The sequence below is a fragment of the Synechococcus sp. 65AY6A5 genome (assembly GCF_002760415.1).
GTDB lineage: Bacteria > Cyanobacteriota > Cyanobacteriia > Thermostichales > Thermostichaceae > Thermostichus.
Genome location: NZ_AXUW01000001.1, coordinates 404187 through 415011, shown reverse-complemented (window position 1 = coordinate 415011; position 10825 = coordinate 404187). Strand labels below are relative to the sequence as shown.

Below are 10825 nucleotides of genomic sequence, written 5' to 3'. Positions count from 1 at the left end.
TCAAGCAGCTCCTGAAGTTTCAAGCCAAGAAGAAAAACGTGGTCGTCGTGGAAGTATCGGAAGCGTACACCAGCAAAACCTGTACCAAGTGCGGGCACATCCACACCAAGTTGGGTGGCGCAAAGGTGTTTAGATGCCCAAAGTGCAACCATAGGCTACCACGAGATTGGCAAGGCGCTCTGGGTGTTATGCTCAGGGCTTTGCGGGATACCGCCTTTCTGTTTGGACTCCGTCCGAGTAGCGCGGTCGCGTCAGCGTCGCGTAGTGACAACGGAAACGGACAGAATGCTATCGCTTCACCGCTGAGCATTACTGCTCAGCAGTGTTCAGCGTAAATGTATCAGCTAGGCAAATAGGGCTTCCAGTTTGTCGGCGATGGCGGCAACCCAGGCCCGCTCCTGGCGGCTGAAGCTGCGCGGCCTGTCGCTGCCCAAAATGAGGCATCCCCTCTGGCCGATGGGCTGGCAGAGAACTGCCTGGGATCCGGGGGGCAACAGGCCGTCGAACTCGGCGCGGGCGGGGAAAAATCTCAGATCCCCCAGGTAGAGGGGCTGACGTGTCTCCAATACCTGCTGCAGGGTGCCCTGAAGCTGCAGGGAGGGCAAGTGGCCGGGGCTGGCCAGGATCCCCCGCTGCAGCAGGGTGCGCCCCTCCACCCAGATCACCACGGTGCGGGCGGCGGTGGTGCTGAGCAGGGTGTGGGAAGCCCAGGCCAGCTCCAGTTTTTCCCTCTCGGACAGATCCGGGTGCCAGTCGCAACCTGGACTTCCCTGCAGGGGGGCAGCCTGGGGAGGACGCGGCTGGATCTGCTGCCACAGCAGGCCGGTCAAGATCAAAACAGCGCTGAGGAGGATCCCCAAGGCGTCGGAGCGGGACTGGCTGGCCAGCAACTCCGGCGTAAACAGCAGGCGATTGGCCAGCACAAGGACGCTGCCCAGAAGGCCGGTCACCAAAGGCAGCCGCCTCAGCCAGCGATTGGGATCCCGGGAAGCCGGAGTGGATTTAACCCTCAAAGCAGGCAGACGTCTCTCAGAGTGCCCAGTAAACCCAGTCTAGAGCTATCCAAGGCGTCAGAGGCGGCTCCAGATGCCGAGGCGCTCTTGGCGGGCTCTTTTTTGCAGGCCACCGAAGTAGCTGTCGTATTTGATGTTGTGGCTGTAGGGAGCGATGCGGGCCAGGCCGTTGCGCACCAGCATAGCGTTCATCTGCTGGCCCTCCAGCCAGACGTAGGCCTCCACCAAGCCGGTGGCATCCACATTGCGCAGCAGCTTATCCCCTTCCAGCTTGACGGTGCGGTGCAGGATGCGCTCCCGCATCAGCTCAATTGCTTGCTGGTAAAAGGGATCCTCCTCCGGGCTAAGACCTTGGATCCCGGCCAGGCGGATGAGGCGCAATTTCTGTTCCCCTTCGACCTGCACCACCAGCGTGTCACCGTTGACCACGCTCACCACCACTGCATCCGGGTAGCGATCAAAGTAGTGGTTGTCGAAGTAGAAGGGGGTATCGGGCACGACCCGCCGCTCCCCAAAGCCGTGGCCGGGCAGGGCCAAGAGCCATCCCAACACCGCAGAGCCAACAGCAATACGCCGGAACATGTCTTTCCCCCTTGCGGATAGCGGCTCCCCTCCCCCAGGGAGCGTTTGTCGGCAACACCTAAGGCGTAATGGTAGCGGCAACTGCCTGGAAGACAACCCCTTGCCAGGGATCCGATGGCCGGTTTGGGAGATGGGGATTCCTACTATGGGTGGGGGTTCTGGGCGAGAAACTCCCGATCCAAGGATAGGGGAGCAACCGGCTGGGTGAGCGTAAACTGACCGCTTACAATCCATTGTTTGAGGATCTCAGCAACTTGCATCGAGCGGCGCAGGCTGGCCAGGGGAGCGGTGCGCACCTTGCGGCCGTTGAGGGTGATGTGGCCGGATTTGAGCTGGGCATAGCTCACCAGGCCAAAGGTGGGGCGCACCCGCCGGGGGATGGAAAAGTCGATCACCGGCGCCACCAGCTCCTCATCCCGGATGGCGATGGGCTCCAGATCGGCGGGGGAAAGGATGGGGATGGGGATCCCAACCCCCAACATCAAGCTGGGGCCGTAGTTGCGGAAGTAGCAGCCCCGCACCCATTCGGCTTGCATCTGTTTGGCGTCGCCAATGAGGGCCAAGGTGGCGGCAGGGCCGATGGGGGTTTGGTTGGGCAGCCGTTTTTGCCGCGGGAAGTGTTGGGTGCCTTCCCAGGCGATGTAGCCGATGCCGCCCCCCAGAAAGATGCGGCTGCCGATCCCCACCCGGCGCAGGAGGGGGTCGTTGAGGAGGGGGGAGAGCTCACCTGGATTGGAATAGACGGCATTGCCCAGGTGCGGCTCCAGCAGGCCCAAATAGGTGTACAGGGGCCGATCCCCGCCGTTGACGCCGACAATGAAGTTTTGGTAGGCGTTGCGGGGGTTGAACAGGTAGAACTGGTTGAGCTGATCCCGCGTCAGGGTGGTCTCGTAGTCAGCGCGGGGATAGCAGTCGGTTACCTGGCCAACAGCCCGCAGGTGCACCCGCTTGCCGGCCACCAGATCGGCGATAACGTGGCCGCCCCCGTAGGGGTGATCGGCTTGCTCGCTGGGCTGGGCTGCCCCTAGGTAAAGATCCACGGCGCCAAAGCCGGCATAGGCGGGCACCCCATTTAGCCAAGCCTGGCGAATCTTGATCGGCGGATCCGTATGGCCCAGGTTGAGGATGGCCCCCGACGACTCCATCGGCTCAAAGGTGCCCGTGGTTACCACATCCACCTGCTCAAAGGCCTCCTCAAGGCTGAGGGTGGCCAGCTTGGCCTTGGCTTCCAGGGCCGTCCACACCCGCACCTGGCCTTTGGCAATGCGCCGGTTAATTTCTTCTAGAGTTCTTTCCATCGCCTTCAAAAGATGGCAAGGGTCTGGGCAGATCTCCCTCCCAGAGGGGCCACAGCGCCAATCAATAGCTTAGAGAGCCCAAAGGCGCTCGAGGGGGGAGGGTTGCCGTCGGCTGAGAGGGGGATCTTTCAGTACCCTTTCAGAGCTAGGTTGGGCATTTGCAGGGCGGCTTCCACCCGTTGCACCTGGGTTTTGAAGCTGCCATCCTGCTCCAGCCATATCTGCCTCAGGGCCGGGGGGATCACGTCCAGGCTAAACCGAGAGCTTTTGGGGCGAAATTGCACACAGGTGGAGGGACAGGCAAAGTAATCGACCCCCTGCCGGCGGCGGTGCAGGTCTTGGTGGATGTGGCCGAAGATCACCAGGCGAATGTGGTCGAACTCGTCCAAAACCTGAAACAGCCGCTCCGGCTGCTGCAGGGCACTCTGATCCAGCCAGTCGGAATCCACCGAGAAGGGGGGGTGATGCAGGGCCAAGAGAACATGGTTCTGGGCAGCCTGGCTGCGCTGCAGCTCCTGGCGGAGCCACAGCAAGGCGCCATCCGTTAGGTAGCCGCTGTCTTTGCCCGGCACCAGAGAGTTCAACAAAATAAAGCTCCAGTTCTCTCGGCTGAAGCTTTTCTCCCGGTGTACTCGCTCGGCGCAGAGCTCTGAGTTCATGTTATGAAGGCGATCGTGGTTTCCCGCCAGCCAATAGGTGTCGATGGGAAGAGCTCGCAGATGCTCCCGCAAACGGGCATAGGCGGCGGCGCTGCCATCCTGGGCGAGATCCCCGGTGAGCAGCAGCAGATCGGGCAAGGGATCCAAGGCGGCAATGGCCTTTTGCACCTGCAGGAAAGAGGTCTCCGTGTCCACCCCCAACAGCCGCTGGTGCGGCTTGGCAAACAGATGCAGGTCGCTGATCTGAACCACGTATACGGTCATAGACCAGACTGAAGGGGGATAGAAGCCCATCTCTGCAGATTTAAAACATTACCGTTTTAGCAGCAGATGTCTCGCCTGGGATCTGAAGAGCCAAATCGATCTCAATTGGTACAACCTTTATATGGATTGGGCATTGATGCAATTTCTGCAATCAGGCCTGCCTTGGCTGAGGCTTCCTAGAGCAGCTAAGATTCTCAAAAAATCTTGGAGAAAAGTCTTAAGAGACATTCAAAGAATGGCCCACATTCCTGAAGGCAGCCTGCACCTGCGGCCAGCGGGATTCTTGGGTGGAGGCAGTCAGAGTATAGAGGCGATGGTGGCGCACGGTTACCGTCACTACCTCGTGGCGGAGCTGGGATCCGATATCGGTTTGGTACTCAAACAGGTAGTAGGGCCGGCCTTGCCGCTCAAAAGCTTCGGCGGCCAACAGCTTGGTCGAGCGACCAGAGCCTTCCGGGGCGATGATCTTCTCCGCCACCAATTGCCCCACCTCGTCCGGGCCACCCAGATCGGCAATCGTCTCTCCCTTATCAAAGGGGGCAATCATCAGGCTGACGTTCTCCGTCTCGTAGACCAAGTCGCGCAGAAGCACCGCTGGCCCTTTCCCTGGCCCCAAGTTCACTGCCACCATGCCGTTGGGATAGGCAAAGGCAAAGGCTCCGCCAGGATCCCTGTAGGCGCGCAAGTTAGAGCCTGCGGAGCAGGCACCGGTGAGCAAGCTGAGGCAAACACAGAGCAGTAACAACACCCCAGAGAGCCGCTGTCCGAATCGGGCAAGATGCCCACCTTGTGCTGCTGACATGCCGGGATCCTCCGCTCAGATTGGTTGCCCATCTCAATCATCCTAATATGGGCGCCTCCTCTCGAACCAGTGAAAAAAAAGACCCTAGAAGTTCTTCAGCGGGATCCGTTCTGGTAGTGGCGGGAGCGCAACACCAGCACATCCGAGAGCTGGCGCAATTGACTCTGAACTTGGTCGAGCTGTTTTTTGTCCCGCACATCAATACAGAGATCGATCAGAGCCGTACGGTTGGCAAAGGTCTGCACCCTGGCATTGCGCACATTAATGCTCTGATCCGAAAGACGGGAAAGGATGTCCCGCAGCACGCCAACGCGGTCAATGACCTCCAGGCGCAGTTCCACAGGGTAGATCTGGGTGCTCTGCCGTAATTGCTCCTCGTTCCAGCGCACCGGCACCAGCCGCTCCCCCGGAACCTGAGCCACCCGCGGACAATCGCGATGATGAATGGTGATACCCTTGAAGCGGGTAACCACGCCCAGGATGGGATCCCCTGGCAGCGGGTTGCAACATTTGGCCAACTGGTGTTTCAGACCCTCCACCCCCAGGATGGGAGATTGGGATCGGCTGGAACCTCGGCTCCCATTGGCCCGCGGCAGCAGCAGCTTGGCTTCCTCAAGGGATCCCTCCTCTGGCGGGGGAGAGACTGCCGGCTTGCTCACCTCCTGCAGCCGATGGAGCACCTGCGTGGGGGTGACCTCTCCATAGCCCAGCGCCGCCAGCAGGTCGTCCACGCTGGTGTAGTTGAGCTTCTCGGCCACCTTTTGCATCCGCTCCGACTTGAGCAGCGCATCGAACCCCGTTTTGCCCAGCTCCCGCTCCAGCAAGTCCCGGCCCCGGGCGATGTTTTGCTCGCGATTGCAGCGCTTAAACCATTGGCGAATGCGGTTGCGGGCCGAGCTGGTGGCTACAAAATTGATCCAGTCCAGGCTGGGGTGGGCGTTCTTGTGGGTGATGATTTGGACAATGTCGCCATTGCGCAGGCGGGTATTCAAGGGCACGATCTTGTTGTTCACCCGCGCCCCGGCACAGTGATCCCCAATTTCAGAGTGAATGCGATAGGCAAAGTCCACCGGGCAGGATCCCTGGGGCAGGGCCAGCAAGTCTCCTTTGGGCGTAAAGACGTAAACCTCGCTCTCAAATAGGTTCTCGCGAATGGTGTCCAGGTATTCTTTGTCGTCCTTGAGGTCGTTTTGCCACTCCAACAGTTGCCGCAGCCAGGTAAAGCGCTCTTCCTCGGGCTTTACGGGGGTGCTGCCGGCTTCTTTGTACTTCCAGTGGGCGGCAATGCCGTATTCGGCCACGCGGTGCATCTCTTCGGTGCGGATCTGCACCTCCACCGGTCGGCCCTGTAGGCCGATCACAGCCGTATGCAAAGATTGGTAGCGGTTGGCCTTGGGCAAGCCAATGTAGTCTTTGAAACGACCCGGAATGGGGCGAAAACAGTTGTGAACGACCGCCAGCACCCGGTAGCATTCGCTCACGGTTTGCACGATAACCCGCACGGCCAGGAGATCGTAGATCTCGTGAAATTCTTTGCGCTGCTGCTGCATCTTGCGGTAGATGCCGTACAGGTGCTTGGGCCGCCCGCTAATCTCAAAGTGCTCTAGCCCCCCTTGAATGAGGTGCTTCCGCAGCTCTTCAATAAACGCTTGGATCTCTGCCTCTCGCTCGCTACGCTTGGCGTTGACCAGCTCTTGAATCTGGCGATAGGCTTCGTAGTCCAGGTACTTAAAGGCCAAGTCTTCCAGTTCCCACTTGAAATGCCAGATCCCCAGCCGGTTGGCCAAGGGGGCGAAGATCTCCATAGTTTCGGCTGCAATCTGTTTTTGCTTGTGGGGGGGCAGATATTGCAGCGTGCGCATGTTGTGCAAGCGATCCGCCAACTTGACCACAATGACCCGGATATCCTTGGCCATGGCCACAAACATGCGGCGGAAGTTTTCTGCTTGCTGCTCCGTTTTGCTGGAGAAATTAAACTGAGAAAGCTTGGTTACCCCCTCCACCAGCAGGCGAACCTCAGGGCCAAATTCGGCCTCTAGGGCCTCCAGGGTAACTTCCGTATCTTCGACAACATCGTGCAGAAGGCCAGCAGCTACGGTAACGGCGTCACCCCCCAACTCCCGCAACAGGCTGGCCACGGCCACCGGATGGGCGATGTAGGGATCCCCTGATTTCCGCTTTTGGCCCTTGTGCAAACAGTAGGCAAACTCGAAGGCCCGGCGCAGCAAATCTGCCTCTTCCGCCGTGTAGGATCGCAGCCCATCGCCGAGATCTTCAGCGCCTGAAAGCAAAGCCCGCAGCCATCCCGGCACCTCAAAATCCAGGCTATTTAGGTCAAAGGCTCCTTCTAAGCTGGTGGCAACAGCAGGCTGAGCCATGGGAGTCCGCAAAAAGGATGGTTTAACTGCTACCTCTAGTATCGATCACTGGAGTTCCTTACAGCTTATCCTTGATTCAAGCCGCCTGCAGGCAGGTTGAAGAAAAAAGCTGCGCAATAAACCTGCCCCTAAGTGCAGGGAAAAGCTTAACGCTCTGCGCCTATCCTATCCCTCACTTTGCAGCATTCCGGAGCAAGATATACCAAAATCTAGTGGACTAGCCTCTTGCTGGAGGGCTAGCAGCTAGGGGGAGTTGCAAAGCTAGAGGCCCTAGCCATCCCTTGCGATAGTCGTTGAGAATTTGCCTTGCCGCTCGTTCGGCATCCCCTCGATACCGCCGCTCTGCGAGATCTTGCACTGCCACGCTGCCAGGGGGGATCGGGTCGGGCCAGCCGTAGCGCTGTTGCAGCAGGGCTTGGGCCTGGGGCTGCACCTGCAGCAGTTGATCCACGAAGTAGGCGGCCACCTGCTCAGGATCGTAGGCTGCGGCGCCGATGTCATCACAGATGGCCAGCAGGGAGGCTGCCTGTTGATCCGGCAGCGAAGGCGGGAGGATGCCCGGCGAGTCCAGCAAATCCAACTCCCCCCCTAGCCGTACCCACTGCAGTTGCCGGGTTACCCCAGGGCGCGCAGCGCTCTCGACGGCTCGCCGTCCCAAAAGTCGATTCAACAAGGCAGACTTGCCCACATTGGGAAAGCCCACCACCACGGCCCGGACAGCCCGCGGCCGCATGCCCCGCCGTTGCCGCCGCTCGTTTACCGCTTGCCCCATCTGTAAGATGGCTTGCTTGAGGCGGGGCACCCCTTCTCCCGATTGGCCGTTGGTGGGATAGACCGGGATCCCTTGCTGCGAAAAATGCTCCTGCCACGCTTTGAGATCCCTTGCCGCAATGGAATCGGCTCGGTTAAGCGCCAAGAGGCGAGGTTTTTCCCCCAGCCACTTGTCCAGCTCAGGGTGACGGCTGGCCAGCGGGATCCGCGCGTCCACCACTTCAATTGCCACGTCCACCAGCCGCAATTGTTCCCGCAACTGGCCAATGGCCTTGGCCACATGGCCGGGATACCACTGGATGGGCGGAGAGCTCATGCCGCCAAAACCTTGGAAAAGCTCGACGGCTACGCAAACAAGGACAGGATCTACTTTAGCCTGCCCAGCCCGCTCCTTCCCAATCCCAGGGCGAGTAAAAAATAATACAGTATAGGTGTGACTAGGATCCCTTGCCAGGACAAGCTAACGTTAAGGGATGTAACAAAGAAGGAGAGACAATGGTCAAGCGGGTGCGGTTGGATCCCATTGCTCAGGTGTCGGAAGTGGCCACCAACAGCAACTTGCTCTCGGTGCTGTTGCGGGAAGAGCTGAATGTCTTGAAAGAGTGCGGCGGGCGCGGCCTCTGCGCCACCTGTCATGTGTATGTAAAAGAGGGGATGGAATCGCTCTCGGCCATGACCCCCCGGGAGCAGCGCACCTTGGAGGTGATCACCACTCGTAAGACCAATTCCCGCCTAGCTTGTCAAGCGCGGGTTCTGGGGGAAGGGGTGGTGGTGGAGTTGCCGGTGGGGATGTACATCAACGCTTTTAAGGATATCGAGGTGTTGATTGGGCGGCGGGCGGAGCAGCCCCTTTTGCACCCAGTAACTGGCGCCGTTTTGGTGCAAGCGGGCAAGCTGATTACGCGCTCGGTGCTGGAGTCGGTGAAGAATTTGGATCTGGATATCCAAGAGGCCTTGGCCCGCAGCAGCCGAGATTTTTAGCCATTTGAGGGAAGCTCTTCGCGCTAGTTCAGCTAGAAACCGCAGCAGCCCCGCACCGTACCCCCCTCAATCCCCCCGCCCCCCTGCCCCCCGTATACGGGGGGTTGGGGGGAAGGGGGGCGGTCGGAGCCGGGTAGTTTACTCTGCTAGCAAGTCCTTATGAACCCTGTGTTTCTTGGGATCGACCTGGGTACTTCGGGGATGCGGGTGGTGGCCCTCTCGGAGGCAGGCGAGATAGTGGGCAAAAGCGAGCGCTCCTGGGATCCACCGGAAACCAACCCGGGCCGCTGGCTGCGCACCCTGAAGACGCTGCTGGCACACCTGAAGACCCAACTGGGGGATCGCTACGCCATCGTTGCCCTCAGTGCCTGTAGCACCTCTGGCACGGTTTTGCCGGTAGACGGGCGGGGCATGCCGCTGGATCAGGCCTGGCTGTATTCCGACCTGCGGGGACAGGCCCAGGCCCGGCGCTTGGGGATCCCGGCCAGTTGGGGGCTCAGCCGCTGGCTGTGGTGGGCAGAAGCCCATCCTGATCAATACCGGGACAGCTACCTGGCCCACCCGGCGGACTTTCTCCTGAGCCAACTGGGAGGCCGCCGGCGGGTAACCGATCACACCCATGCCCTAAAAAGCGGCTTCGACCTGGAAACCTACACGTGGCCGCGGGAGTGGCTGTCTCGCCATGGCCTCGACCCCAAGCGCTTTCCTGAGGTGGTGGCGCCAGGAACGGTTCTGGGAACGGTGCGGGCGGAGTGGGAGCTGGGGCCAGAGGTGCTGATTGCTGCCGGGATCACCGATGGCTGCGCCGGACAGTTGGCCGCAGGGGCTACTCGCTTGGGGCAGGTTGCCACCAGCCTGGGCACAACCCTCATCTTCAAGGCCAACAGTGCTGTTCGCGTGAGCGGGACGGAGTCCTATCCCGTGCAAACGCAAAGCCTCTACTCCCATCTGCACCCCGACCGAACCAGTTGGTGGCCAGGAGCAGCCTCCTTCTGCGGCGGCGGGGTCTTGCCCCACTTCTTCCCCGGCGGCAACTTTGCTGCCCTGGATCGGCAGGCGGAAGCCCATCTGCCCACGGGCTTGGTCAGCTATCCCCTCTGCCGACCCGGCGAGCGTTTTCCCATCCTGGATAGTGAATTTGCCGGCTTCTTGCCCCAGGCGGAAGTGGGATCCCCTCGCTTCTATGCAGCTCTCTTGGAAGGGGTGGCAATGGTGGAGCGGCTGGGGCTGGAGACCTTGGCCGCCCACGGGATCCCCATAGAGGGAACGCTGTTGACCACCGGCGGCGGCTGCAAAAGCCCTCTGTGGCTGCGCCTGCGCGCCAGCCTCCTTGCCCGCCCCTTAGCAGTGGTCAAGCACCCCGAGGCCGCCGTAGGGGCAGCTGTCCTGGCCGCCTCGGCCTATTGGTGCTGCTCGGTGCAGCAGGCTGCCGATCGGCTGGTGCAGGTGGAACGCCTCATCCAGCCCGATCCCGAGTGGGTCAAGGCCTATACCGAGATCTACTCGGAGTTCCTTAGCCGCCTTCCTAATTTCTGGAGATTCCCTGAAGGGAGAGCCACTAACCCGCTACTCACTGGGTAGCAGGTTTTCTTTTGTTTCCAATTTCTAGGGATCCTCCCGAAGGGGGAACTTGACCAGTGCCCCCTGCTGGGGAAAGGAGGAACATGGTTTCCAATTTCTAGGGATCCCCCCGAAGGGGGAACCGCCTTCTACTTCACACTGGATGGTGGGGTCATCCGTGGTTTCCAATTTCTAGGGATCCCCCCGAAGGGGGAACAGGTTTGTTATGTTTACCAAAGAGGAAATTCTCCGCAATGTTTCCAATTTCTAGGGATCCCCCCGAAGGGGGAACTATGCAAACACAGTAGTAGACATAACTATCCTCCTTAGGGTTTCCAATTTCTAGGGATCCCCCCGAAGGGGGAACTCAGTTCATACTATTCCTCTCGCTGTGCCAAGTTTGAGGGAGTTTCCAATTTCTAGGGATCCCCCCGAAGGGGGAACTAGAACGAGACTGAGATCAGCCCCGGACCAGCCGGGTGTTTCCAATTTCTAGGGATCCCCCCGAAGGGGGAAC

General features: G+C 60.1%; 10 protein-coding genes and 1 CRISPR repeat array. Of the genes, 3 read left to right on the top strand and 7 right to left on the bottom strand.

Features of this window, described 5'->3' with window-relative positions; translation table 11 throughout:
* Window positions 1–335: zinc ribbon domain-containing protein (locus SYN65AY6A5_RS01895; protein ID WP_143597123.1), on the top strand; the 335-nt coding region annotated here is incomplete at its 5' end.
* A 9-nt stretch (window positions 336–344) separates the two neighbouring features.
* Here SYN65AY6A5_RS01895 and SYN65AY6A5_RS01890 read toward each other — a convergent pair.
* The 7 genes from SYN65AY6A5_RS01890 to ylqF form a co-directional block, all read right to left on the bottom strand.
* The gene (locus SYN65AY6A5_RS01890; protein WP_011430759.1) at window positions 345–1013 is read right to left on the bottom strand and encodes a cofactor assembly of complex C subunit B; all 669 of its coding nucleotides are present in this window, start codon (window positions 1011–1013) and stop codon (window positions 345–347) included.
* A gap of 57 nt (window positions 1014–1070) precedes the next feature.
* Window positions 1071–1595, bottom strand: a complete 525-nt coding sequence (locus SYN65AY6A5_RS01885; protein ID WP_011430760.1) for a thermonuclease family protein — start codon at window positions 1593–1595, stop codon at window positions 1071–1073.
* 143 nt (window positions 1596–1738) lie between these two features.
* A complete protein-coding gene (locus SYN65AY6A5_RS01880) occupies window positions 1739–2893 on the bottom strand; it encodes a homocysteine biosynthesis protein (RefSeq protein WP_011430761.1) in 1155 nt (384 codons plus the stop codon).
* A gap of 128 nt (window positions 2894–3021) precedes the next feature.
* A complete protein-coding gene (gene cpdA / locus SYN65AY6A5_RS01875) occupies window positions 3022–3816 on the bottom strand; it encodes a 3',5'-cyclic-AMP phosphodiesterase (RefSeq protein ID WP_041438436.1) in 795 nt (264 codons plus the stop codon).
* Between the two features lie 217 nt (window positions 3817–4033).
* Window positions 4034–4618, bottom strand: coding sequence for a photosystem II reaction center PsbP (psbP, locus tag SYN65AY6A5_RS01870; RefSeq protein ID WP_071813523.1), 585 nt, complete (start codon window positions 4616–4618; stop codon window positions 4034–4036).
* A 95-nt stretch (window positions 4619–4713) separates the two neighbouring features.
* Window positions 4714–6996 (bottom strand): bifunctional (p)ppGpp synthetase/guanosine-3',5'-bis(diphosphate) 3'-pyrophosphohydrolase, encoded by a 2283-nt coding sequence (locus tag SYN65AY6A5_RS01865; protein WP_099883782.1) that lies wholly within the window; start codon window positions 6994–6996, stop codon window positions 4714–4716.
* A gap of 217 nt (window positions 6997–7213) precedes the next feature.
* On the bottom strand, window positions 7214–8083 hold the full coding sequence (ylqF, locus tag SYN65AY6A5_RS01860; protein ID WP_099813047.1) for a ribosome biogenesis GTPase YlqF: 870 nt from the start codon (window positions 8081–8083) through the stop codon (window positions 7214–7216).
* Window positions 8084–8262: 179 nt separating this feature from the next.
* Here ylqF and SYN65AY6A5_RS01855 point away from each other — a divergent pair, with 179 nt between their 5' ends.
* Complete coding sequence (locus SYN65AY6A5_RS01855) at window positions 8263–8748, top strand: 2Fe-2S iron-sulfur cluster-binding protein (protein WP_099883780.1); 486 nt, start codon at window positions 8263–8265, stop codon at window positions 8746–8748.
* Window positions 8749–8907: 159 nt separating this feature from the next.
* The gene (locus tag SYN65AY6A5_RS01850; protein ID WP_099813045.1) at window positions 8908–10329 is read left to right on the top strand and encodes an FGGY-family carbohydrate kinase; all 1422 of its coding nucleotides are present in this window, start codon (window positions 8908–8910) and stop codon (window positions 10327–10329) included.
* A gap of 13 nt (window positions 10330–10342) precedes the next feature.
* A CRISPR array of direct repeats spans window positions 10343–10825; the repeat unit is 36 nt; unit sequence GTTTCCAATTTCTAGGGATCCCCCCGAAGGGGGAAC.

Excerpts from the sequence above, each read along its gene's own strand:
- SYN65AY6A5_RS01885 (WP_011430760.1), bottom strand. The coding sequence starts at position 1,595 with ATGTTCCGGCGTATTGCTGTTGGCTCTGCGGTGTTGGGATGGCTCTTG.
- SYN65AY6A5_RS01880 (WP_011430761.1), bottom strand. The coding sequence starts at position 2,893 with ATGGAAAGAACTCTAGAAGAAATTAACCGGCGCATTGCCAAAGGCCAG.
- cpdA (WP_041438436.1), bottom strand. The coding sequence starts at position 3,816 with ATGACCGTATACGTGGTTCAGATCAGCGACCTGCATCTGTTTGCCAAG.
- psbP (WP_071813523.1), bottom strand. The coding sequence starts at position 4,618 with ATGTCAGCAGCACAAGGTGGGCATCTTGCCCGATTCGGACAGCGGCTC.
- SYN65AY6A5_RS01865 (WP_099883782.1), bottom strand. The coding sequence starts at position 6,996 with ATGGCTCAGCCTGCTGTTGCCACCAGCTTAGAAGGAGCCTTTGACCTA.
- ylqF (WP_099813047.1), bottom strand. The coding sequence starts at position 8,083 with ATGAGCTCTCCGCCCATCCAGTGGTATCCCGGCCATGTGGCCAAGGCC.
- SYN65AY6A5_RS01855 (WP_099883780.1), top strand. The coding sequence starts at position 8,263 with ATGGTCAAGCGGGTGCGGTTGGATCCCATTGCTCAGGTGTCGGAAGTG.
- SYN65AY6A5_RS01850 (WP_099813045.1), top strand. The coding sequence starts at position 8,908 with ATGAACCCTGTGTTTCTTGGGATCGACCTGGGTACTTCGGGGATGCGG.